This is a genomic window from Sinomonas flava (assembly GCF_039531875.1).
Classification (GTDB): Bacteria; Actinomycetota; Actinomycetes; order Actinomycetales; family Micrococcaceae; genus Sinomonas; species Sinomonas flava.
Map to the genome: position 1 here is coordinate 244,756 of NZ_BAAAQW010000003.1, position 23,017 is coordinate 267,772.

Genomic DNA, 23,017 nt, shown 5'->3' on the forward strand with positions numbered 1-23,017 from the left:
CTCCCGCCTTGGGTGGATGGGCCCTAGATGGCCGCCGCCCCGCGCTCCCCGGTGCGGACCCGGACCGCCTCGTGGACGTCGACGGTCCAGGCCTTGCCGTCTCCGGCGCGTCCGGTGTTGGACGTGGTGATGATGACGTCCAGGATGTCGTCGGCCTGCTCGTCGGTCGCGAGCACCTCGACCCGGATCTTCGGGAGCAGGTCCACGCTGTACTCGGCGCCGCGGTACACCTCCGTGTATCCGCGCTGGCGGCCGTAGCCGCTCGCGGAGCTGACGGTCAGGCCCTGGACCCCGTAGGCCTCGAGGCCCTCGCGGATGGAGTCGAGCTTCTCGGGCCGGACGATCGCTGTGATGAGCTTCATGCCTTGACCTTCTTCTCCGTGGTCTTCGCCGAGGGCGCCGTGAGCAGGTCGTCGGCATTGAAGGCCGCGACCTCCGCCTCTGCCTTCGCACCGAGCGGGTGGAAGCCCGTGCCGGCCGAGCTCGCCGAGTAGGCCGTCTCGGCGTGGAGGGCGATGTCCACGCCGGCCTCCTCCGCCTCGCTCGAGACGCGGAAGCCCATCGTCTTGCTGATGATCCAGCCGATCACGAGGGAGAGGACGAACGAGTAGAGGAGCACCGACCCGGCGCCCAGCGCCTGCTTGCCGAGGAGCTCGAAGCCTCCACCGTAGAAGAGTCCCTCGCCCTTGGAGGGGGCGCCGGGGTTGGCGGCAAGGCCGATGAACAGCGTGCCGATGATGCCGCCGACGAGGTGGACGCCGACCACGTCGAGCGAGTCGTCGTACCCGAAGCGGTACTTCAGGCCCACAGCCAGGGCGCAGGCCGCGCCGGCGAGGAGGCCGAGGACGATGGCCCACAGCGGGCTGATCGCGGCACAGGCCGGTGTAACTGCCACGAGACCTGCCACGGCACCCGAGGCCGCGCCCAGGGACGTCGCGTGGCCGTCGCGGAGCTTCTCGACCACGAGCCAGCCGAGCACCGCGGCGCAGGGTGCCACGAGGGTGTTGATCCACGCGAATGCCGCGACGCCGTTGGCACCGAGGGCGGAGCCGGCGTTGAAGCCGAACCAGCCGAACCACAGGAGGCCGGCGCCGAGCATCACGAACGGCAGGTTGTGCGGGCGGTGGTTCGGGTCCTTGCCGAACCCGTTGCGCTTGCCGAGGACGAGCGCGAGGGCCAGGCCGGCCGCACCGGCGTTGATGTGGACGGCGGTGCCGCCGGCGAAGTCGATCACCCCGAGGCCGTTGAGCCAGCCGCCGATGAAGTTGCCATCGGCGTCCTTGTTGGCATCGAAGACCCAGTGCGCAACCGGGAAGTAGACGAGGATCGCGAAGAAGAAGGCGAACACCATCCAGGCGCCGAACTTGGCGCGGTCGGCGATCGAGCCGGAGATGAGCGCAACCGTGATGATCGCGAAGACGCCTTGGAATCCGACGAAGGCAAGCTCGGGGATGGTGCCGGCCAGCGGCATATCGTCACCTGTGGAGAGGATGCCGTGGAGGGCGAACTTGTCGAAGTTGCCGACGAGACCGCCGAACCAGTCGGAGCCGAACGACATCGAGTAGCCGAAGAGCACCCAGAGCACGCCGACGAGGGCGATCGCTCCGAAGCTCATCATCATCATGTTCAGGACCGACTTGGCCCGCGTCATACCGCCGTAGAAGAACGCGAGCCCGGGCGTCATGAGCAACACGAGTGCTGCCGAGGCGAGCACCCAAGCGGTGTCGCCCGCGCTGAGGGTGGGGGTCATGGCCTTGCCTTTCGGGGGATGGACGGAACTCTCCGGCCCTGCGCCGCCGCGCTGTCCGCGGGCGGTTCGGGCCACTGAGAACAGATTCCTCCCCGGGTGTTTCGGCGAGACGCGGGCCACATTGCGCGTCCGTTACAAGTTGCTTCGGCGCGTTAACGTGCGGGCACCGGGATGTTTCCGGGATGTTTCCGCGGGCTCTGCCGGCCCACGCCGCCGGTCGCCAGCCTGTCCCCGCCCTGTCTTCCGCCGGAGGCCGCCCGCGGGCTCGCCTCACTTAGGGTTGACCCATGCCCCGCACCTCTGCACGAGTCCCGGTGCCCCGCGACGTCTGGGTGATGGTCGCGGCGGCGTTCGTCATCGCCGTCGGCTTCGGCCTCGTCTCCCCGGTCCTCCCGCAGCTCGCGACGAGCTTCGGGGTCGGGGCGACGGCCGCCTCGGTGATCGTGAGCGCCTTCGCCCTGGCCCGCCTCACGCTCGCGCCGGCCGCCGGTTCCCTCGTGGACCGGCTCGGCGAGCGGCCCGTGTACGTCATGGGCCTCCTGCTCGTCGCGGCCTCGAGTGCCGCCTGCGCCTTCGCCCCGGACTACTGGACGCTGCTCGCCGTGCGCGGACTGGGCGGAATCGGCTCGACCATGTTCACGATCTCCGCCTCCGGACTCATCGTCCGGCTCGCGCCGCCGGACGCCCGGGGCCGCGTGAGCGGTCTCTATGCGTCCTCGTTCCTGCTCGGCAGCATCACCGGCCCGGTCCTCGGCGGCCTGCTGGCAGGCTTCGGGCTGCGCGTGCCCTTCCTCGCCTACGCCGCGGCGCTCGTCGTCGCCGCCGCGGTCGTCCACCTCCTGCTGGGCCGCGGCGGGACGGCGCGCACGACGGCGCCCGCGCGCCCGCCGCTGCTGCTCGCCGAGGCGCTGGGGCAGCCCTCGTACCGGGCCGCCGTCGGCTCGAACTTCGCCAACGGGTGGGCGACCTTCGGCATCCGCATGGCGCTCGTGCCGCTCTTCGTCACGGCCGCGCTCGGCGCCGGCTCCCAGGCGGCGGGCCTCGCGCTCGCGCTCTTCGCCCTCGGCACGGCCTCGGCGCTCACCTTCACGGGACGCCTGAGCGACCGGTGGGGGCGCCGGCCCGTCGCGGTCCTCGGCCTCATCGCCACCGCACTCCCCACGGCGTTCCTGGGCGTGAGCCCGAATGAGGGCGTCTTCTTCGCGCTCTCCATCGCCGCGGGGTTCGGCTCAGGGTTCCTCGGCCCGTCGCTCCAGGCCACCGTCGCGGACTCGATCGGCTCGGAGCGCAGCGGCGGCCGCCCCCTCGCGGTGTTCCAGATGGCCGCCGACATCGGCAGCATCCTCGGGCCGCTCGCTGCCGGCGCCCTCGCTGACGGGGTCGGCTATGGGTGGGCGTTCGCGGTCTCGGGGGCCTGCCTGCTTGCGGCCGTGCCGCTCTGGGCGGGCGGCCGCCGGCCCGCCCAGGAGGCCGACGCCGTCGTGCGCACCCACAACGGCTGAAGCGCGACGCTCCGCGCGCCGGAGCGGCGGGTCAGGCGAGGATGGCGTCCACGAACGACTCGGCGTCGAACGGGGCGAGGTCGTCCGGGCCCTCGCCGAGGCCCACGAGCTTGACGGGGACGCCGAGCTGCTTCTGGATCGCGACGACGATGCCGCCCTTCGCTGTGCCATCCAGCTTGGTCAGGACGATTCCGGTGATGTCCACGACTTCGGCGAAGACCTTTGCCTGGGCCAGGCCGTTCTGGCCCGTCGTGGCGTCGAGGACCAGGAGGACCTCGTCGACGTCGGCCTGCTTCTCGATGACGCGCTTGACCTTCCCGAGCTCGTCCATGAGGCCGACCTTGTTCTGGAGGCGGCCAGCGGTGTCGACCATGACGACGTCGACCTCCTGCTCGATGCCGGACTTGACGGCCTCGAACGCGACCGAGGCCGGGTCGGCGCCGTCGACGTCCGACTTCACCGTGGGCACTCCCACACGGGCGCCCCATGTGGCGAGCTGCTGCGCGGCGGCCGCCCGGAAGGTGTCCGCGGCGCCCAGGAGCACGTCCTTGTCCTCGGCGACGAGCACGCGGGCGAGCTTGCCGACCGTCGTGGTCTTGCCCACGCCGTTGACGCCCACCACGAGCACGACGGCAGGCTTGCCGTCCGTGCGCGCGACGTTCAGGGTGCGGTCCATCGTGGGATCGACGAGGTTGACGAGCTCCTCGCGCAGCATGGCGCGGACATGCTCCGGGCTGCGCGTCCCCATGACCCGGACCCGCTCGCGGAGGGTGTCCACGAGGTCCATGCTGGCATCGGTGCCGATGTCCGCCAGCAGGAGCGTCTCCTCGACTTCCTCCCACACGCCCTCGTCGATCCTGTCGCTCGACAGGAGCGCGAGGAGTCCCTTGCCGAAGATGCTGTTGCTCTTGGCGAGCCGCTCGCGCAGCCGGATGAGGCGGCCGGCGACGGGGGCGGGGGCCTCGGTGGGGACGCGCTCGATGACGGCCTCGTCGAGGACATCCTCCGCAGGCGCCTCCTGGGGCTCCGCGGGGGGCGGCAGGGTCCCGACCCCGGTGGGGGCAGGCTCGGATTCGACGGAGCCTGGCCGCTCGGGGGCGATGACCTGGTCGTTGGCGTCGCGCGTGCCGGTGTAGTCGATCTTCTTCCGGCGGCCGCTCACGAGGCCGACGACGATCCCGGCGATCACGAGGACCACAATTCCGACGATGATGATGACGGGCAGCAGGGCGGAGAAGTCTGTCACGGTTCCTAGCTTCTCACAGCGGCCGGACAGTGCATTTTCGTTCATTGACTCTGCGGGAACTGTCGTTGTTCCGCACACAGGGCGTTGACATACTCGGGACACCTGATGTGGCAGCCGTCACATGCCAGTGCTGAGAAGTCGAAGGAGACATCCATGGTCCAGAGAAGCGGGACAGAGCCGGTGACATCGGGGCTCAGAAGGGTCGTCGCTGCGTCGATGGCGGGGACCGTCGTCGAGTGGTACGAGTTCTTCCTCTACGCCACCGCCGCCAATCTCGTCTTCGGCAAGATGTTCTTCCCGAACGCCCACTCGGAGCTCGACGGGATCATGGACGCCTTCCTCACCTACGCCGTCGGATTCGTCGCGCGGCCGCTGGGGGGCCTCGTGTTCGGCCACTTCGGCGACAAACTCGGCCGCAAGAAGCTCCTGCAGCTGAGCATCATCCTCGTGGGAGCGTCGACGTTCCTCATGGGGTGCCTGCCGGGCTTCGCCGAGTGGGGCTACCTGGCGCCGCTGGCCCTGGTCACCCTCCGGTTCATCCAGGGCTTCGCCGTGGGCGGCGAGTGGGGCGGCGCCGCACTCCTCGTCGCGGAGCACAGCCCGAACAGGTCGCGCGGCTTCTGGGCCTCCTGGCCCCAGACGGGCGTGCCGCTCGGCAACCTGCTGGCGACGGCCGCGCTCCTCATCCTCTCCGCCACCATCAGCCAAGAGGGATTCCTCGCGTGGGGCTGGCGCATCGGGTTCTGGCTGTCGGCGGTCATCGTCGTCGTGGGCTACTACATCCGCACCAAGATCAGCGACGCGCCGATCTTCCTCGAGGCCGCCCAGGAGCAGGAGGAGGCCGCTGGGCCTTCCGGCGTGCTCGAAGTCGTCCGCCGGTACCCGCGCCGCGTGCTGGCTGCGATGGGAATCCGGTTCGCCGAGAACGTCATCTACTACCTCGTGGTGACGTTCTCCATCACGTACTTGAAGGTGATCCTGCACATGGACACCTCGCACGTCCTGCTGCTGCTCCTGGTCGCCCACGCGATCCACTGCTTCATGGTCCCGGCCGCCGGGAAGCTGCTTGACGCGTGGGGCCGCAAGCCCACCTACCTCGTCGGCGCCGTGGTGGGCGCGTCCTGGGGCTTCGCCGCCTTCCCGATGATGGACAGCAGGCAGGACGGGCTGATCCTCGCGGCCATCGTGCTGGGCCTCGCCAGCCACGCCCTCATGTACGCGGGCCAGCCCTCGATCATGGCGGAGATGTTCCCGACCAGCATGCGCTACTCCGGGCTGTCGATCGGCTCGCAGGTCACGTCGGTCCTCTCGGGCTCGCTCGCGCCGATCATCGCGACGGCGCTCCTGGGCGCGTTCGGATCCTCTGTTCCGATCGCCCTCTACCTCCTCGCGAGCTGCGTCGTCACGATCATCGCGGTGCTGGCCCTGAAGGAGACCAAGGGGATCGACCTGCGGGAGCTCGACGCGGCGCACGCCGCCCGCATGGCGGCCGCTGACGGGCGCGCCGCGGGGCGGGACGGCTCGGCCCTGCAGGACCTCCCGACGCGCTGAGGGGGCACCGCGGGGCATCACCGCAGAGATGGAGGGGCGGCCGGGCTGACAGCGTGGCCGCCCCCGCCGCGCGCCGCCCGACCCAGCTGATCCTCACTCGAGCTGTCCGTCCCAGACGCGGGGACGAGGGAGGAGCTGATCCTGCCGGCTCCGTGCCTCGTCGATGAGGCTCGCGACGACGGCGCGGACGGCCGGCGAGCGCATCGATTCGGACCGGGCGGCGGCCCAGAAGCGGACGTGGCGCTCGATCTCGTGGTGCAGCACCGGGACGAGACCGGTGTCGCCACGGACCACGTACTCGGGCAGCAGGCCGATCCCGGCCCCCGCGCGGACCGCCTCGACCTGCGGGAAGATGCTCGTCGCTTGGAACGACGCGGCCTCGCCCGTCACGCTCTGGCGCCCGTAGGCGAGCTCCGACACCTCGAGGGCGGACTCGGCGTAGCCGACGAACGAGTGGCCCGCGAGCTCCTCGACCCCTGTCGGCATCCCGCGCCGGCGGATGTACTCCCGTCCTGCATAGAGACGCCGGACGTGGTCCGTCACGGCGACGGCCTGGATCCGCGGCGCCTCGGCGGTCCCAGGGACGACCTCGAGGTCGAGGCCCGACCGGTTCTGGCTCAGCCGCCGAGTTGCGGTCACGAGCTCGACCCTCAGCAGCTCGTGGTCCTGTTGGAGCCGGGCCAGCGCCGGAGCGACGAAGAGCGCCCCGAAGGCGTCGGAGGCGCCGACACGGACGAGGCCCGTCAGCGACTCCCGCTTGTTCGTCAGGCGCGCAGACAGGCTGCCGAGGCTCGACTCGATGCCCTCGGCCGCCTGTACTGCGCGGCGGCCGAGTTCGGTGAGCTCCCAGCCCTGCGGCGTCCGGGCGAGGGTGCGGCCGCCGAGCCGTTTGTCCAGCACGGTGATCCGACGCGAGATGGTCGTGTGCGTCGTCTCGAGCGCCTCGGCCACCGCGGTGAACCGGCCGAGGCGCGCGACGGTGAGCAGGATGAGCAGGTCGTCCGGACTGGGCAGTCCCTTGAACTCGACCACAGGTCCTCCCGTGCGTTCGTGCACATATAGTCTGCCTGAATTGTTCTTGTATGCACTGTAGCAGGAGCGCGATGGTAGTCCTACGGCCAGACGGCGGTCCGAGAACGCGCCGTCGGGCGCCGCCCACAGACCTCATCCCAGGAGTCAGACATGAACGACACGAGCCGAGCGCTCCCGAGCGGCCACGCGCCGCGGCTGCCACTCGACGGAGTCCGCATCCTCGACCTGAGCCGGGCACTCGCTGGTCCGTGGGCCACGGCACTTCTCAGCGACCTGGGCGCGGAAGTCGTCAAGGTCGAGAGCATCTCGGGCGGCGACTCGAGCCGCTCCTGGCCCCCGTTCGAGGGAGAGCACAGCCTGTACTTCGACTCCACGAACCGCGGAAAGTCGTCGATCGCCGTCGACTTCTACTCCGCGGAAGGCCGCAGGCTGCTCTGGGACCTGGCCGTCGGCGCCGACGTCGTCGTCGAGAACTTCCGGCCCGGAGTGCTCAGCGAGATGGGGCTGGACCCCGACGCGCTCAGGGACACGAAGCCGGGCCTCATCGTGGCCTCCGTCAGCGGATTCGGGACGAGCGGCCCCCTGGCCCAGTCCGCCGGCCTGGACCAGGTGGCCCAGGGCATGTCCGGGCTCATGTCGGTCACCGGCCCGGATGCCGACCACCCCACCCGCGTGGGCGTCCCGATCATCGACATGGTCTCCGGGATCTACCTCGCGCTCGGTATCGCCGCGGCGCTCGTGGGCCGCCACGGATCAGGCCACGGCTCCCAGGTGGCGACGTCCCTGCTGGAATCCGCGCTCTCGCTCTCAGCGTTCCAGGGGCAGGCCTACCTCAGCACAGGGCGCGTCCCCACCCCGCAGGGCAACAACCACCCCGTCCTGTCCCCCTACGGCGTCTTTGCGACGGCGGACATCCCCATCATCATCGCCGTCGGGAACGAGCGGCAGTGGAGGCAGCTGTGCGCGCTCGTCGAGGCCCCCGATCTCGCGGACCACCCCGACTACCGCACAGGCGCGCTCCGCGGGCAGCATCGCGCCGCCCTCACCGACGCCCTCGAGGACAGGCTCCGGCGACGTCCCGCGAGCCAGTGGCTCGCAGCCCTGCGCGACGCCAAGATCCCCACGGGCCCCATCTACACGTACGCCCAGGCATTCGCCGACGAACAGGTCTCCTCGCTCGGCATGGTCACGACCGTGGAGCGTGCGGACGGATCGCCGCTGCCGCTCCTGCGCGGGCCGCTCTCGCTCGACCGGGCGCCGCTGCCGGTGCGCAAGGCGCCGCCGTCCCTGGGCGAGGACACCCGCGCGGTGCTCGAGGGGGCAGGACTCACGGAGGACCAGATCACCGCGCTGGCGGACGCCGGCGTCGTGCGGATGGCCGGGGACGGGACGAAGGTGCCGGCATGAGCGCGAGGACCCTGGCCCAGGCACCCGGCCCCGCCCGGCCCGGGCGGGAGCAGGGGCGTCTCGTCGTCGAGCGCGACGGCGCGGTGGCGCGGCTCATCATCGACAACCCCGCCCGGCGGAATGCCTTGTCGCAGGACATGTGGCGCCAGTTCGGGCCGGCCCTCCGGTCGCTCGACGCCGATCCGGAGATCAAGGTCCTCGTCGTCCGGGGCTCAGGAGGAACCTTCTCCGCCGGCGCGGACATCTCCGAGGTCGCCTCGATCCTGCGCGGAGACGGCAGCGCGCGCGACGGCGGAGACCTCACCGCCGCGGAGGAGGCCCTGGCCTCCTTCAGCAAGCCGACAATCGCCGCCATCGACGGGTACTGCGTCGGCGGCGGCTGGGAGATCGCCGGCGCCTGCGACCTACGCATCGCCGCAGCGGACGCGTTCATCGGCATCACCCCGGCCAAGCTGGGCATCGTGTACCCCACGTCCGGGATAGCGCGTCTCGTCCGACTCGTCGGTCCTGCCACCGCCAAGAGGCTCCTCTTCACCGGGGACCTCGTCGACGCGCACGAGGCCCTCCGGATTGGACTCGTGGAAGAGGTGGCCCCCGCGGGCCACGTCCACGATGCCGCCCTCGGCCTCGCAGAGGGGATCGCGCACCGTTCGCAGCTGTCGGCACGGGCACACAAGGCACTCGTCGAGAGCGTCGCCGCCTGTTCGCAGAACGTCGGGGAAGTGAGCGCGCACTGGCAGCGCGAAATGGAGCTGGGCCCTGACGCGAGGATCGGCATCCAGGCCTTCCTCGCGAAGGAGCCGCCGGCCTTCGAGTGGTCCGTGCCCGTCCAGCGCCGCCGGGGGTAAGGCGGGTCAGGCCCCGGCGTCGACGCGCTCGAGCTTCTGGCTGATCACGGTCGACACGCCGTCGCCGCGCATCGACACGCCATAGAGCGCGTCGGCGACCTCCATGGTGCGCTTCTGGTGGGTGATGACGATCAGCTGGCTCGACTCCCGGAGTTCCTCGAACACCGTGATGAGCCGGCCGAGGTTCGTGTCGTCGAGGGCCGCCTCGACCTCGTCCATGACGTAGAACGGCGACGGACGCGCCTTGAAGATCGCCACCAGGAGTGCGACCGCCGTCAGCGACCGCTCGCCGCCCGAGAGCAGCGAAAGGCGCTTGATCTTCTTGCCTGCCGGCCGCGCCTCGACCTCGATCCCCGTGGTGAGCAGGTCCGACGGGTCGGTGAGCACGAGCCTGCCGTCGCCGCCCGGGAAGAGCCGCGCGAAGACCCGCTCGAACTGCACGGACGTGTCCGCGAACGCCTCGGCGAAGACGCGCTGCACACGCTCGTCGACCTCGGCGACGATCTTCAGCAGGTCCTTTCGGCTCGACTGGAGGTCCTCGAGCTGCGCCGCCAGGAAGCGGTGGCGCTCCTCGAGGGCCGCGAACTCCTCGAGCGCGAGCGGATTCACCTTGCCCAGTGCCGCCAGGTCCCGTTCGGCCTTCCTCAGGCGCTTCTCCTGCTCGGCCCTCACGAACGGCACACCGGCGTCGAGGGGACTGCCGTCGTCGTCGACCTCGACGCGCAGGGCCGCCCACTTGTCTCCCTCCTCCTGTGGCGGGACAGGCACCGGGCGGTGGGGCCCGAACTCGTCGACGAGGGCCGCGACGGCGAGTCCCAGCTCGTCGGCCGCCCGCTCGGCCAGGGCCTCGAGGCGCAGGCGCTGCTCGGCGCGGGCCAGCTCGTCGCGATGGGCAGCGTCGTTGAGCTCCGCAAGCTCCCGGGCCAGGCCGTCGTTGCGGCGGCGCAGCATGCCGAGCCGTTCATCGATCTCGGATCGGTTCGCCTCCGCGGTGTCGCGCTCGCCCGCGGCCTCGTCGACGGCGGCGTCCATGGCTGCGAGCCCGCTGCGTGCGGCGGCGACGACGGCGCCCGCCCGGGCAGCTTCGCGGGCCCGCCGCTCCGCGCGCCGCCGCGCTTCCTCGGCCGCCCGCCGCTCCGACTCCGCGGCCCGCTCCAGGGAGGTCACGCGGGCTTCGAGGGAGCGCTGCTGCTCCTCGGCGGCGCGCAGCGAGAGCCGCGCCTCGAGCTCGCGGGCCCGGGCGGCCACGGCCTGGGCCTGGAGCCTGTCCCGCTCCTCGGACGTCGGCTCGTCGGCGTCGGGGGCCTCTTCAGCGAGTTCGAGGCGCTCCGCGGCGGCCTCGAGAGCCACCTGCTCGGCGTCCAGCGTGGATCGGGCCGCGGCGAGGGACGCCCTGAGCCGCTCCTCCTCCGCCGAGGCGCCCCGCAGCTGCGCTCCGAGCGCCCCGAGCCGCTCCGCAACGGCGGCGAAGGTGGCGTCCGAGTGATGCAGTTCCGCGAGGGCCGCCTCGGCGGCCTCTCGGGCGGAGCGTTCCCGCTCCTGCGCGCTGGCCAGACCGAATCCGCACCGTTCGTACTCCGCCTGGGCGGCGTCCAGCGCGGCCCGCGTCTGTTCGATGCGCCCCTGCAGCTCGATCGTGGACGGTGATCCCGCAGAGCCGCCGCGCAGCGCGGCGGAGGTGACCAGGTCGCCGTCGTAGGTTGCGACGGTGAGATCTGGGTGGGATTCGGCGACGGAGAGAGCGTCCGCGAGACTGCGCACCACCACGGCCGTGTGGAGCAGGCGAGCGGTGGCGGCCGCGATCCGCGGGTCCGGCTCGACGACCTCGGCGAGCCACCGTGCCCCCTCCGGCAGCCGCGCCGCGCCGGATGCACCACGAGTGGGCGCGTCCTGCGCGGGGCGGCCGACGACGAGCGCGGCCTGGCCGGCGTCGTCCGACTTGAGCGCGGCGAGCGCCTCCGCTGCCGCCTCCGGGCCGTCCATCGCGAGCCCCTCGGCGAGCGGGCCGAGCACGGCCGCGACGGCCGACTCGAACCCGGGCTCGACGTCGAGGAGGTCTGACACGCGCCCGAGGACCCCGCGGGCGGAGGAGGCGACCGTTCCCGTGGCGTCGCGGTCCCTCAGGCCCGCGGCGAGGGCCTCGAGCCGGGCCTGGTGGGCCTGCCGTTCGGCCCCCGCGCGGTGGCGCCGGTCCAGGAGCGCCGCCCTCGCGGATTCCGCCGCCTCGAGTTCCGCGGCGGCCTCCTCATACGCAGAGTCCAGGTCCTCCTCCCCCGCCTCGGCCGTGGCCATCTGCGTCTCGAGCGCGATGAACTCTGCTTCGGCGTGGCGCTGGCGCTCGCCGGCCGAGCCGAGGGACTCCTCGAGCCGGCCGATCTCCCCCTCCGCTGACTCCACGCGGCCCCGGGCCGCGGCGACCTGTCCCGCGAGCCGGGCGAGGCCCTCGCGATGGTCTGCCTGCGCGCGCAGGAGCGCCGTGTGCCGCCGGTCCTCGGCTGCCGCCGCGTCCTCGGCCCCGGCCCGCTCCTCCTCCGCGGCGGCGAGGGCCTCGGAGCGCACCTCCACGGTCTCCACCGCAGCCTCGAGCTCGAGCCGGAGCGCATCGGCCTGGCGTTGGAGGCCTTCGGGATCGCGTCCCCGGACCGGGGCATCGGAGGAGCCGAGGAGCCGACGCCGCTCTTCGGCCAGGGAGGCGAGGGAGCGCAGCCGCTCGCGGCCCTGAGCGAGCCGGTACCACGTCTCCCGCGCCGCATTGACCTGCGGGGTTGCAGCCGCGGCGGCCCGCTCGGCCTCAGCCTGGGCGCGCCGGCCGCCGTCGAGCTCGCGCTCGACCTCCGCACGGCGGGCGTCGAGGGCGGTGTGGTCCGCTTCCTCAGCGTCCATCGCGTCCTTCAGTGTCACGATGTCGTCCGCGAGCAGGCGGGCACGGGCGTCCCTCACGTCGGCCTGGATCGTCTGGGCGCGGCGCGCCACCTGGGCCTGGCGGCCGAGCGGCCCGAGCTGGCGGCGGAGCTCCGCGGTGAGGTCGGAGAGCCGGGAGAGGTTCGCCTGCATGGCCTCGAGCTTGCGGAGCGTGCGCTCCTTGCGGCGGCGATGCTTGAGGATCCCCGCCGCCTCCTCGATGAAGCCGCGACGGTCCTCGGGGGTGGCGTGCAGGATCCGGTCGAGCTGCCCCTGGCCCACGATGACGTGCATCTCGCGGCCGAGGCCCGAGTCGGAGAGGAGCTCCTGGATGTCGAGCAGCCGGCAGGGGCTCCCGTTGATCGCGTACTCGCTGCCGCCGGCGCGGAACAGCGTGCGCGAGATCGCGACCTCGCTGTACTCGATGGGCAGGGCCCCGTCGGCGTTGTCAATCGTGAGCGACACGTGCGCACGGCCCAGCGGGGGCCGGCCCGCCGTGCCGGCGAAGATGACGTCCTCCATCTTGCCGCCGCGCAGCGTCTTCGCACCCTGCTCACCCATGACCCAGGCGAGCGCGTCGACCACGTTGGACTTGCCGGAGCCGTTGGGGCCGACGACGGCGGTGACCCCCGGTTCGAACTCGAACGTCGTCGCGGAGGCGAAGGACTTGAAGCCCCGGATGGTCAGGGTCTTGAGGTGCAAGGCTTCCTAGGCTTTCGTGCTGCCGGCATGATGCCCTAATCTACGCTCCCGCGCTCCCCCGGCCCGTCATCGCGAGCGGTGTGCCGCAGGGTCCGGGCGGGGATCCGCTACCAGCGGGCGTTGCGCGGGACCGGCTGGCACCGCGTGCACCGGTAGGACGAGCGGCCCATGAACGGCTCCCGGACCACCACCCCCACGTCCCCTTCGGCCGCGCAGCGCCGGCAGGGGCGCCCGGACCGGCCGTAGGCGTCGAGGGACCTCGAGAAGTAGCCGGACGCGCCGTTGACGTTGACGTAGAGGGAGTCGAAGCTCGTGCCTCCGGCCGCGAGGGCCCGCTCCATGACGGCGCGGACGGCCTCCACGAGCCGGGCGGTCTCGCTGCGGCGCAGCGTGTCCGTGGGCCTGGCGTAGTGGAGGCGGGCGCCCCAGAGGGCCTCGTCGGCGTAGATGTTGCCGATTCCGGAGACGAGGCGCTGGTCCAGCAGGGCGCGCTTGATGCCCGTGCGGCGCGAGCGCAGGCTCGCGTGGAACGCGGCCGGGTCGAAGAGCGGGTCCAGCGGGTCGCGTCCGATGTGCGCGGCCTCCGCCGGGATCAGCGGACGGGGGGACTCCGAGCGGCCGCCGGCGCCGCCGTCGTGCGTAGGGACCAGTGGCACGACGGCGAGGCCGCCGAAGATGCGCTGGTCGACGAAGCGCAGCTCGCCGGGCATCCCGGGGGCCTCGCTGAGCGAGAGGCGCACCTTGAGGTGCTTCTCGAGGGGCTGCCCAGGGTCCTCCACGAGGAGCTGTCCGCTCATCCCGAGGTGGGCCAGGAGCGCGGTGTGCGGGGCCGCATCGGGCGGATCCGCGGGCCCCGCGAGCGGCAGCCAGAGGTACTTGCCGCGGCGGACGGCGTCGAGGACGGTCGCGCCCTCGAGCTGGCCGCGGAAATCCTCGGGGCCGAGCGCGTGCCGGCGGACGGAACGCGGGTCGAGGACCTGGGCGTCCTCCACGGTGCGCCCGGCGACCCAGGAGGCCAGGCCACGTCGGACCACCTCGACTTCGGGGAGTTCGGGCATTGCCGGACGCCGGTCCTAGGCGCGCGCGTCCTGAGACTGGGGGCCCAGGACCTTCCATGCGTTCGCGGCCGACTGCTGCTCGGCTTCCTTCTTGGAGTTCCCGGTCCCGGTCCCGTACGGCGTGCCGCCGATCAGCAGCGTGGCCGTGTACACGCGCGCGTGGTCGGGGCCCTCGCCGACGACGGCGTAGTGGATCTGCCCGAGCTGGCGGTTGGCCGCGAGTTCCTGGATGTGGGTCTTCCAGTCCGTCCCCGCGCCCAGCACCGCCGCGTCCGCGAGGAGCGGGGCGATGAGGCTGACGACGAAGCGCCGGGCGGTCTCGAGGTCGTTGGAGATGTAGGTGGCTCCGATGAGCGCTTCCATCGTGTCCGCGAGGATCGAGGACTTGTTCTTCCCGCCGGTGACCTTCTCGCCCTGGCCGAGGTAGATGTACTCGCCGACACCGAGGCGGCGGGCGATGGACGCGAGCGCGCGCGTGCTCACGACGGCGGCGCGCCGCTTGGCCAGCTCGCCCTCGCTCAGGCCGGGGTGCTCGCGGAAGAGCAGGTCGGTCACCGAGAAGCCGAGGATCGAGTCGCCGAGGAACTCGAGGCGCTCGTTGGTCGGAATGCCGCCGTTCTCGTAGGCGAACGAGCGGTGTGTCAGGGCAAGACGAAGCGTCTCGGCGTCGATCACGACGCCGAGACGCTTCAGAAGCTCGTCATGAGGGCTCATGCGCGAGATGCCGCCAACTCAGACGTCGGCGACCTTGCGGCCCTTGTACTCGAGGAACAGCTCGGTACCGGCCGAGTCGGTCACGACCTTCGCCTGGTGCGGGAGGCTGTACGTCACGCGACCGTTCTCGACGGTCTTGACGAGCGTCGGGACGGACGCCTTCCACTGCGAGCGGCGGGCGCGGGTATTCGAGCGAGACATCTTCCGCTTGGGAACAGCCACGGCTAACTCATTTCTCTCTTAGTGCCAACACTTACTCATCGTCGTGCCGGTCTGGCTTCACCAGATCTGCCAAGGCAGCCCACCGGGGGTCGACGACCTCATGGTGGTGCCCCGGCTCGTCCGCGAGGCGCGCCCCGCATTCGGAGCAGAGACCCTCGCAGTCTTCCCGGCACACCGGCTGGAACGGCAGCAGCGGTACCACTGCGTCCCGCAACACCGGTTCAAGATCGATGGACTCGTGCTCGACTCGACGTTGCTCTTCATCGTCTTCTCCGTCCGAGTGCCCCATGCCCTCGAAGAAGAAAAGCTCTTGCACTCCGGCATCGAGTCCGTACTCGATGGGATCCAGGCATCGCCCGCATTCACCCGTCACGGTGACGTGCGCGGTTCCCGAGACCAGGATCCCCTCGTGCACTGACTCGAACTTCAGATCGAGGTCCACGGGGGACCCTTCCTTGACGCCGATGAGCGCCACACCGAGATCACCCGGTGCGGGTACATGCTCCGTGAGGGTCCGCATAGTCCCCGGGCTGCGCCCGAGGTCCTTGACGTCGAACATCAAAGGCGAACGTGCTTCGCGCTTAATGAGAACTCCTGTAGAACATAGACCGACACGCTATCCTATCGTGCCCGCTCGTTCGGCCCAAACCGGGACCGGGCGTGCTTGGACAGCGTGGCGTGCTGCTGTGCCCGTCCAGTGTAGCGGGAATCAGGCGGAGGCGCGGCCAGGCGCAGTGTCGGCGAGCCGCGTGAGGACGGAACGGGGGACGAACTCGGAGACGTCTCCCCCCAGGTCATGCACTTCCTTGACGAGCGTCGAGGACAGGTGGACGTAGTGCGCCTCGGCCGGGAGGAACACCGTCTCGACCCCGGTGAGCTGCCGGTTCATGATCGCCATGGGCAGCTCGTAGTCGAAGTCGGAGCTCGAACGCAGGCCCTTGACGATGGCACTCGCGCCGCGCTCGCGGCAGTACTCGGCGAGGAGGCCCTCCCCCATCGGCTCGACCGTGATGCCGCTGATCGCACCGAGGGTCCGCCGGGCCATCGCAATGCGCTCCTCGAGGGAGAACCGGTACTTCTTGGCGTAGTTCGTGGACACCGCCACGATCACCTCGTCGAAGAGGTTGGCGGCCCGCGCGATGACCTCGAGGTGCCCGTTGTGAATGGGGTCGAAAGAGCCAGGGCACACCGCGCGTCGCATACGGCCAACATACTGCATGCCCCCAGCCGCGGGCAGGCCGGCGCGGCCCCGGCGGATAGCATGGGCGGATGACATCCGCGTGGCAGCGAACAGCGGCCGGGGCGAACCTCCTCGGCGAGGACGGCCAGCTCGGCGTGACGATCTTCGAGGAGATGACGTCCCTCGCCGTGCGGCACGGGGCCATCAACCTCGGTCAGGGGTTCCCGGACGAGGACGGTCCGGCCGAGATGGCCGAGGCAGCACGGTCCGCGATCCTCTCCGGCGCCAACCAGTACGCCCCCGGCCAGGGCATCCCCCGACTGCGGGAGGCGGTGGCCGCGCACCAGGCGCGCTTCTACGGGATCGACTTGGACCCGTGGAAGCAGGCCATCGTCACGACGGGCGCCACCGAGGGGATCGCCGCGGCGGTCCTCGCGCTCGCAGGACCCGGGGACGACGTCCTCACCTTCGAGCCGTTCTATGACTCCTACGGCGCGATGATCGCCCTCGCCGGCGCCCGGCACGTCACGGTCCCCCTGCACGCGCCGGCCTTCCAGCCCGACCTCGCCGAGCTTGAGGCGGCGTTCACCCCGAGCACGCGCGTCGTCGTCGTGAACAACCCCCACAACCCCACCGGCGCCGTGTTCGGGCGGGAGGTGCTTGCCCGCGTCGTCGAACTCGCCGCACAGCACGACGCCGTGATCGTCACCGACGAGGTCTACGAGCACCTCGTGTTCGGCGAGCCGCACGTCCCTGTCGCCACGCTTCCCGGAGCCGCCGAGCGGACCCTCACGATCTCCTCGGCGGGCAAGACGTTCTCGTTCACGGGATGGAAGGTCGGCTGGGTCACAGGACCCGAGGAGCTCGTGGCGCGGGTGCGCACCATCAAGCAGTTCCTCACCTACAGCTCGGGAACCCCGTTCCAGGAGGCCGTGGCGATGGGCCTCGGCTTCCCCGACGAGTTCTTCCGCGGCATCGCGGCATCGCTCCGGGCGAAGCGGGACATCCTCGCCGAGGGGCTCCGGGCCGCCGGGCTCGAGGTGTTCGTGCCGGAGGGCACCTACTTCATCACCACCGACACGAGGGCGCTCGGCATCGAGAATGCCCTGGACCTCGCGCGCCGGCTGCCCGAGCTCGTCGGCGTGGCCGCGATCCCTGTCTCGGTGTTCTGCCAGCCTGAGGGCGCGGAGCGCACTCGCTCGCTCCTGCGCTTCGCCTTCTGCAAGAAGGAACCGCTCCTGGCCGAGGCTGCGTCGAGGCTCGCTCTGCTCGCGGACCGCGTGTGAGCGCCTCGCGCTACCTGCGCGGCATCGGGGCACATGCGAGCGTGGACGCGGATCCCCTCGTGGAGGGGGCCTTCATCCTCTCGATCGGCGGCGCGGAGCAGTCCCACGTGGACCTCGCCGACCCTGCCCACGTCTTCTATGCCTACCTTCGGCGGATGGCGAACGTCGTGGACGCCGTCCGCCCGGCCGGGACGCCCCTCCGTGCCCTCCACCTGGGGGCTGGCGCCCTGACCCTCGCCCGCTACATCGAGGCGACCCGCCCGGGCTCGGTCCAGACCGCAGTCGAGCTCGAACGCGAGCTAGTGGACTTCGTCCTCGAACAGCTCCCGCTGCCAGCGGGGACCGACCTGGCGCTCCATCTGGGGGACGCCCGGTGGGAGCTTCCCGCCGCTGCCGGGCGGGGGCCCTACGACGTGATCGCGCTGGACATCTTCTCGGGGCCCGATGCGCCCGCGCACATCGCGCACCCTGACTTCTACGCCGAGGCCGCCGCGCTCCTGGCCGAGGATGGGGCGATGCTGGTCAACATCGGCGACGACCCGCCCCTCACGCTCGTGCACTCGCAGGTCGCGGCGATGCGCGGCGTCTTCAGGGATGTTGCGGCGCTCGCCGAACCGGACATGTTCACGGCGCGGTTTCCCGGCAACATCGTGGCCATCGGACTGCCGGGGTCCTGGCCGGACACATGGACGACGGCGCTGCCCGCCGCGGGACCGCACCCCACCCTCCTCGTGCGGGGGATGGACCTGGACCCGCTCGCCGGCTGAGACGCCGGATCAGCTCGCGAGCTTCTGCTCCGCGAGGCGCTTGACCCATTCAGGCGTGGGGCGGTTGAGGCGCTCGTCGAGGACCACGCGGAGGCGGGCAGCCGCGATCTGCACCCGGCGATCCGACGAGCCGGGCCTGCGCTCGGGCGTCTCCTCGGACGCGTGCCTGCCGTCTCCCTGATCGGCGGGGAGTGCTTCGTGCTTGCTCACTGCCTCTCCTTCCGTGGCCCGTGCTGTCCCGCGCTCCCTCCAGTATCCCCCGGGTCCCGGGGCGGCGTCACGCATCGCCGAGCTCCTCGTCGAGCCCAGCTTCCTCCGCCTCCGCGATCGGGTCGATCCAGACGGCGTCGAGGAGCTGGAGTTCCTCGTCGCTCGCGATGAGGTCGCTCTTGGCGAGGCTCGCGAGCACCATCGTCCCCATCGCCTGCATCTGCGGGTCGGGCGACACGGACGCCTCGAGCGCCCATTCGGCGCGACGCCAGAACTCGGCCCTGCGGTCCGAGTAGGAGCGCTGGCGGATGGTATTCAGGCCCACGACCGCCGCGACGACGGCTGCGGCGAGGGTGCCGACAGGTGCCAGGGCGGAGACGATCTCCCACCACGCGGGTCCGGCCGCAGCGGCCGTGGACTGCACTGGGAGGGGCGTGGCCGTGAGGTCGATCATGCGCTCACCTCGCCGTCGGCAGCCGGGGCCGGGTACGGCTCCGCGAACCACAGGCGGGTTTCCCCGTACTTGCGGTCCGCGTAGTGGTGGAGGCCGGCGGGCCAGTCCGGTTCAGGCGAGCGTGAGGACCGTTCCACCACGACGAGGGCATCCTCCGCGAGGTGCGGGGACAGGGCCGCGAGGACGCGCGTGAGCTGCTCGTCGGCGAGGGGGTAGGGCGGGTCCATGAAGACGAGGTCCCAGTGCCGGCCCGGCATCGTCTGCTCGAGGAAGCCGCCCACCTTGGCCCGGTGCACCGTGACGGCGCGGCGCCCGACGGCGTCGTTCACCGTGCGCGCGTTGCGCTGGCACGCTGCCACCGCCTTCGCCTCGGACTCGACGAGCTCCGCGGTGGAGGCGCCGCGGCTCACGGCTTCGACGCCGAGCGCGCCCAATCCGGCGTAGAGGTCCAGAACCCGGGCGCGGGCGATCATCCCGAGCGCCTCAAGGCGTGAGAAGAGTGCCTCCTTGACCCGGTCGGTCGTGGGCCGGGTCGCTGAACCCGGGACCGAGGCCAAGGTCGTCCCTCCGGCAATCCCGGCGATGATCCTGCTCATCGTGCCTCACGAACTGCATCAGCCACGTTCGAGGAACACCTCCTTCTCCGGCTCGAGGTAGGCCTCGATGGCGTCGCGCAGCGGTGCGTGGCGATCGAGGGAAGGGTCGTCCCCGACGATGGCGAGCGCGTCTCCGCGCGCCAGCTCGATCACGTCGGCGTCGCGCAGGACGCGCAGGAGGCGGAGGGTTGACCGTCGTCCAGACTGGGTGGCTCCGAGGATGTCGCCCTCGCGGCGGTGCTCGAGGTCCTTCTGCGCGAGGACGAATCCGTCTGCGCTGGAGGCGACCGCCTCGAGGCGCTCGCGGCTCGGGTGCCCGGGCTCGAGCGAGGTCACGAGGAGGCATGTCCCGGGGAATCCCCCGCGGCCCACCCGGCCGCGGAGCTGGTGGAGCTGGGCGATGCCGAACCGGTCGGCGTCGAGCACGACCATGAGGGTGGCGTTCGGCACGTCGACCCCGACCTCGACCACCGTGGTCGCGATGAGGAGGTCCGTGCGCCCGGCGGCGAAGGACTCCATCGCCGCCGCCTTGTCCCCGGCGTCGAGGCGGCCGTGCAGGATGCCCAGCCTGGCCCCGGACAGGGCCGGCTCCTGGGCCAGCTGCGCGGCCGCCGCGGCGACCGAGACCGCCGGCGGTGGCTCCCCCGCCGAGGCTGCGAGGGCAGAATCGCCCCACGTGGCCTCGTCGAGCGCGTCGAGGTCGCCCTCGTCCTCTCCCGCCTCGCCGATGGTCGGGCAGACGACGTAGACCTGCCGGCCGGCGTCGATCTCCTCGCGGGCCCGGGCCCAGATGCGGCGCTCCCACGCGGGGTTCTCGACGAGGCCGACGACGTGGGTCGCGATGGGCGCCCGGCCCGCCGGGAGCTCGCGCAGCACGGACGTCTCGAGGTCGCCGAAGACGGTCATCGCCACGGTGCGGGGAATGGGCGTCGCCGTCATGACGAGCAGGTGCGGGGTTGCGAGGCTCTTGGCGCGCAGCGCGTCGCGCTGCTCCACGCCGAAGCGGTGCTGCTCGTCCACGACGACGAGCCCGAGGTCGGCGAACTGGACCTGCTCGGACAGCAGCGCGTGGGTGCCCACCACGATCCCGGCCTGTCCGCTCGCTGCAGACAGGAGCGCGCGCTTGCGCTCCGCCGAGCTCTGCCCGCCCGTGAGCAGGACGACCTCCACGCCGTCGGCGGCCCCCAGCATCCCGTCCCTCAGGAGGGGGCCGAGGGTGCGCCGGATCGACTCGTGGTGCTGGGCGGCGAGCACCTCGGTAGGCGCAAGGAGCGCAGCCTGGCCCCCGTCGTCGACCACCTGGAGCATCGCCCGCAGTGCGACCACGGTCTTGCCCGAACCCACTTCGCCCTGCAGCAGGCGGTTCATGGGGTGCGCGGCCGCGAGCTCGGCAGCGAGCTCCTCGCCCACCTCCCGCTGCCCTGCGGTGAGCTCGAACGGCAGCTGGGCGTCGAACGCGTCGAGTAGGCCGCCGCGTCGCGCGGGGCTGGGCCGGGAGGGCAGGAGCGCGTGCTGCGCACGGCGGCGCGCGAGCGCTGTCTGGAGCACGAGCGCCTCCTCGTACTGGAAGCGGCGGCGTGCCCGTGTGCACTCGTCCATGCTCGCTGGCGTGTGGATCATGCGGTACGCGTCGGCGATCCCCGGCAGCCGGCGGCGGCGGCGCAGCTCGTCGGGGAGGGGGTCGGGAAGGGCCTCGAGGTCGATCTGCCCCAGGAGCGTCGCGGTGGACTTGGCGATCTTCCAGCTCGGCAGCCTGGCGGTGGCGGGGTAAACCGGAATGGGGCGCTCGGCCAGCTCCTCGGCGCTGAGTCCGGCATCATCCTCGTCGTCGAGGAGGACGTACTCGGGGTTGGTCAGCTGGAGGTTCCCGCGGTAGCGGCCCACACGGCCCGAGAACATGGCCACCGTCCCCGGGACGAGCTGCCGGGACGCGGCGAAGCTGTTGAAGAAGGTGAGGCTGATCGTGTCGAGGCGGCCGTCGTAGCCCCCTGGCGAGGATCCGTCGGTCACGAGGACCTCGGTGATGCTGCCCTTGCGCGTCGCCATCCGCCGGCTCTGGGCCTTCACGACCCGGGCCAGGAGGGTCACGTCCTCGTCGAGCGGCAGCTGGGCGATCGGGGTGAGCTCGCCGCGCTGGGCGTAGCGGCGCGGGAAGTAGTCGAGGAGGTCGCCCGCCGTCGTGAGCCCCAGCTGGTCCTTGAGCTTCCTGGCGGAGGGTGCCCCCAGCAGCCGCCCGAGGTCACGGTCACGCTCAGCTGGCACGCGGCCCGCCCTCTGCGAGCCGGTCCGCCTCACGCCGGTCCGCGGCCGCCGGATCCGCGGCGTGGAGCTCCGTGAACGCAACCCTTTCAGGCTCTCCGACGGACCGGATGAGGGCAAGGGCGTCGTCCGGGTCCGCGACGTGGACGTGCACCCGCCAGCGGCAGACCCCCGAACCGTCGTCGAACGCGCCGACCGGGCTCATGATGACGGAGTCGCCGATCTCGTCCAGACGCTGGCGCAGGCCGGCCGCGTCGAGCGGGCTCAGGGTCACGGTGCACATGAGCTCGACGCCCAGCGCCTCCGGCTGGTCTCCGTGGATGTGCGGGTCCTGGACGCGGAAGCCGTGCAGCGCCTCGAGGGTGTCCTCGGCGAGGCCCTCCCCGAGAACGGCGGAGCGCAGCGCGGCGAGGACAAGGAGGAGGCCGACACCGCCGGCGTCGACTACCCGGGCGCTCGTGAGCACGCCGAGCTGCGCCTCGGTGTCGACCACGGCGCCGAGGGCCGACTCCACGACGGCGTCGAGCACCGCCGCGAGCGCGTGGTTGCTGTCCGCGCCGGCTTCCGAGGCCTCGGTCGAGGCGGCGCCCTCCGCGGCGGCCTCGAGGACCGAGAGCATGGTCCCGGAGACCGGCTCGCTCAGCGCCGACCACGCGCGAATCTGGGCCCGGTGGAGCGCGGTGGCGAGCAGAGGCCCGCTGAGCCGCGTGTGTCCCTTGAGGGAGGCGGCGAAGGCGTCGAGGAACACCGCGAAGAGCGTTCCGGAATTGCCCCAGGCCTCCTCCATGGCAGCCTGTCCTGCCCCCCCGAGGAGCTCGCCCAGGTCCGTGCGCGGGTCCCCGGCCGCGGCGAGCGCCGCCGCCCTCACCGTGTGGTAGAGGTTGGTGCCCGTGTCGCCGTCGGCGACGGGGAAGATGTTGATCGCGTTGAGGCGGTCGCTGTGGTTGGCGAGGACGGTCTCCGCATCCGCGAGCCAGCGGCGCATGGCCGTTGCATTCGAGGCGATCTTAGCGTGCAAAGTGATCCCATCCGCTCGGTTGCACGGGGCGCCCGCCGATGGCGACCCCGCCGGTCCCGCCGTTCGCAGGCAGCACCGAGCCTATCGCAGCGAAGCCCTCCGGGAGCTGGGACGCGGCAGGGAATGCGGCGAGAAGGCCGTGGTCCTCCCCGCCGCCGAGGATCCATGTGAGGGGGTCCGCTCCCACCGCCGCCGCCGGCCCGGCGAGCCTGCCGGCATGCTCCTCCAGCGCCGCCGGGTCGAGGTCCAGCACGACGCCGCTCGCCCGCGCCATGCGGTCGCCGTCCTTGAGCAGGCCGTCGGAGAGGTCCATG

21 protein-coding genes and 1 pseudogene are annotated in these 23,017 nt (G+C 71.8%); 6 read left to right on the top strand and 16 right to left on the bottom strand.

The window, feature by feature from the left end; genetic code table 11:
• Positions 1–23 precede the first annotated feature (23 nt).
• Positions 24–362, bottom strand: a complete 339-nt coding sequence (locus tag ABD298_RS03845; protein ID WP_344298351.1) for a P-II family nitrogen regulator — start codon at positions 360–362, stop codon at positions 24–26.
• Positions 359–1,750, bottom strand: a complete 1,392-nt coding sequence (locus ABD298_RS03850) for an ammonium transporter (protein WP_344298352.1) — start codon at positions 1,748–1,750, stop codon at positions 359–361. The genes ABD298_RS03845 and ABD298_RS03850 overlap by 4 nt, the downstream gene beginning before the upstream one ends.
• Before the next feature lie 287 nt (positions 1,751–2,037).
• Between ABD298_RS03850 and ABD298_RS03855 the strand changes: the two genes are divergently transcribed.
• Positions 2,038–3,252: an MFS transporter gene (locus ABD298_RS03855; protein ID WP_344298353.1), complete on the top strand. Its 1,215-nt coding sequence runs from the start codon at positions 2,038–2,040 to the stop codon at positions 3,250–3,252.
• Positions 3,253–3,283: 31 nt separating this feature from the next.
• Here ABD298_RS03855 and ftsY read toward each other — a convergent pair whose 3' ends face one another.
• Positions 3,284–4,498 carry a signal recognition particle-docking protein FtsY gene (gene ftsY / locus ABD298_RS03860; protein WP_344298354.1) on the bottom strand — a complete coding sequence of 405 codons (1,215 nt, stop codon included), beginning with the start codon at positions 4,496–4,498 and terminating at the stop codon, positions 3,284–3,286.
• Positions 4,499–4,651: 153 nt separating this feature from the next.
• Between ftsY and ABD298_RS03865 the strand changes: the two genes are divergently transcribed.
• Positions 4,652–6,049, top strand: a complete 1,398-nt coding sequence (locus ABD298_RS03865; protein WP_344298355.1) for an MFS transporter — start codon at positions 4,652–4,654, stop codon at positions 6,047–6,049.
• 93 nt (positions 6,050–6,142) lie between these two features.
• Here ABD298_RS03865 and ABD298_RS03870 read toward each other — a convergent pair whose 3' ends face one another.
• Complete coding sequence (locus ABD298_RS03870) at positions 6,143–7,081, bottom strand: LysR family transcriptional regulator (RefSeq protein WP_344298356.1); 939 nt, start codon at positions 7,079–7,081, stop codon at positions 6,143–6,145.
• A 150-nt stretch (positions 7,082–7,231) separates the two neighbouring features.
• Between ABD298_RS03870 and ABD298_RS03875 the strand changes: the two genes are divergently transcribed.
• Together ABD298_RS03875 and ABD298_RS03880 are read left to right on the top strand one after the other, a co-directional pair.
• Positions 7,232–8,488, top strand: coding sequence for a CaiB/BaiF CoA transferase family protein (locus tag ABD298_RS03875; protein WP_344298357.1), 1,257 nt, complete (start codon positions 7,232–7,234; stop codon positions 8,486–8,488).
• Entirely contained in the window at positions 8,485–9,336 is an 852-nt protein-coding gene (locus tag ABD298_RS03880; RefSeq protein ID WP_344298358.1) for an enoyl-CoA hydratase/isomerase family protein, read from the top strand. The genes ABD298_RS03875 and ABD298_RS03880 overlap by 4 nt, the downstream gene beginning before the upstream one ends.
• A gap of 6 nt (positions 9,337–9,342) precedes the next feature.
• Here the strand turns inward: ABD298_RS03880 and smc are convergent, their stop codons facing one another.
• The 6 genes from smc to coaD all read right to left on the bottom strand — a co-directional run bounded on the left by smc (position 9,343) and on the right by coaD (position 16,134).
• Positions 9,343–12,939, bottom strand: a complete 3,597-nt coding sequence (smc, locus tag ABD298_RS03885) for a chromosome segregation protein SMC (protein WP_344298359.1) — start codon at positions 12,937–12,939, stop codon at positions 9,343–9,345.
• 107 nt (positions 12,940–13,046) lie between these two features.
• Positions 13,047–13,997, bottom strand: coding sequence for a bifunctional DNA-formamidopyrimidine glycosylase/DNA-(apurinic or apyrimidinic site) lyase (gene mutM, locus ABD298_RS03890; RefSeq protein WP_344298360.1), 951 nt, complete (start codon positions 13,995–13,997; stop codon positions 13,047–13,049).
• A gap of 15 nt (positions 13,998–14,012) precedes the next feature.
• Positions 14,013–14,711, bottom strand: coding sequence for a ribonuclease III (rnc, locus tag ABD298_RS03895; RefSeq protein ID WP_208712764.1), 699 nt, complete (start codon positions 14,709–14,711; stop codon positions 14,013–14,015).
• 18 nt (positions 14,712–14,729) lie between these two features.
• Positions 14,730–14,933, bottom strand: a complete 204-nt coding sequence (gene rpmF / locus ABD298_RS03900; protein WP_066498296.1) for a 50S ribosomal protein L32 — start codon at positions 14,931–14,933, stop codon at positions 14,730–14,732.
• A gap of 31 nt (positions 14,934–14,964) precedes the next feature.
• Positions 14,965–15,495 (bottom strand): YceD family protein, encoded by a 531-nt coding sequence (locus ABD298_RS03905; protein ID WP_344298361.1) that lies wholly within the window; start codon positions 15,493–15,495, stop codon positions 14,965–14,967.
• A 147-nt stretch (positions 15,496–15,642) separates the two neighbouring features.
• Positions 15,643–16,134, bottom strand: a complete 492-nt coding sequence (gene coaD / locus ABD298_RS03910; protein ID WP_208712766.1) for a pantetheine-phosphate adenylyltransferase — start codon at positions 16,132–16,134, stop codon at positions 15,643–15,645.
• A 68-nt stretch (positions 16,135–16,202) separates the two neighbouring features.
• Here coaD and ABD298_RS03915 point away from each other — a divergent pair, with 68 nt between their 5' ends.
• Together ABD298_RS03915 and ABD298_RS03920 are read left to right on the top strand one after the other, a co-directional pair.
• A complete protein-coding gene (locus tag ABD298_RS03915) occupies positions 16,203–17,399 on the top strand; it encodes an aminotransferase class I/II-fold pyridoxal phosphate-dependent enzyme (protein WP_344298362.1) in 1,197 nt (398 codons plus the stop codon).
• On the top strand, positions 17,396–18,166 hold the full coding sequence (locus tag ABD298_RS03920; RefSeq protein ID WP_344298363.1) for a spermidine synthase: 771 nt from the start codon (positions 17,396–17,398) through the stop codon (positions 18,164–18,166). The genes ABD298_RS03915 and ABD298_RS03920 overlap by 4 nt, the downstream gene beginning before the upstream one ends.
• A 9-nt stretch (positions 18,167–18,175) precedes the next feature.
• Here the strand turns inward: ABD298_RS03920 and ABD298_RS03925 are convergent, their stop codons facing one another.
• The 6 genes and pseudogenes from ABD298_RS03925 to ABD298_RS03950 form a co-directional block, all read right to left on the bottom strand.
• Complete coding sequence (locus ABD298_RS03925) at positions 18,176–18,376, bottom strand: hypothetical protein (RefSeq protein ID WP_208709005.1); 201 nt, start codon at positions 18,374–18,376, stop codon at positions 18,176–18,178.
• Positions 18,377–18,443: 67 nt separating this feature from the next.
• On the bottom strand, positions 18,444–18,830 hold the full coding sequence (locus ABD298_RS03930; protein ID WP_344298364.1) for a hypothetical protein: 387 nt from the start codon (positions 18,828–18,830) through the stop codon (positions 18,444–18,446).
• A complete protein-coding gene (rsmD, locus tag ABD298_RS03935) occupies positions 18,827–19,426 on the bottom strand; it encodes a 16S rRNA (guanine(966)-N(2))-methyltransferase RsmD (RefSeq protein ID WP_344298365.1) in 600 nt (199 codons plus the stop codon). Before rsmD ends, ABD298_RS03930 begins: the two co-directional genes overlap by 4 nt.
• An 18-nt stretch (positions 19,427–19,444) precedes the next feature.
• Entirely contained in the window at positions 19,445–21,688 is a 2,244-nt protein-coding gene (locus ABD298_RS03940) for an ATP-dependent DNA helicase RecG (protein ID WP_344298366.1), read from the bottom strand.
• Positions 21,678–22,670 (bottom strand): DAK2 domain-containing protein, encoded by a 993-nt coding sequence (locus ABD298_RS03945; RefSeq protein WP_344298367.1) that lies wholly within the window; start codon positions 22,668–22,670, stop codon positions 21,678–21,680. The genes ABD298_RS03940 and ABD298_RS03945 overlap by 11 nt, the downstream gene beginning before the upstream one ends.
• A gap of 22 nt (positions 22,671–22,692) precedes the next feature.
• Positions 22,693–23,017, bottom strand: a pseudogene (locus ABD298_RS03950) (thiamine-phosphate kinase); the annotation flags it as partial.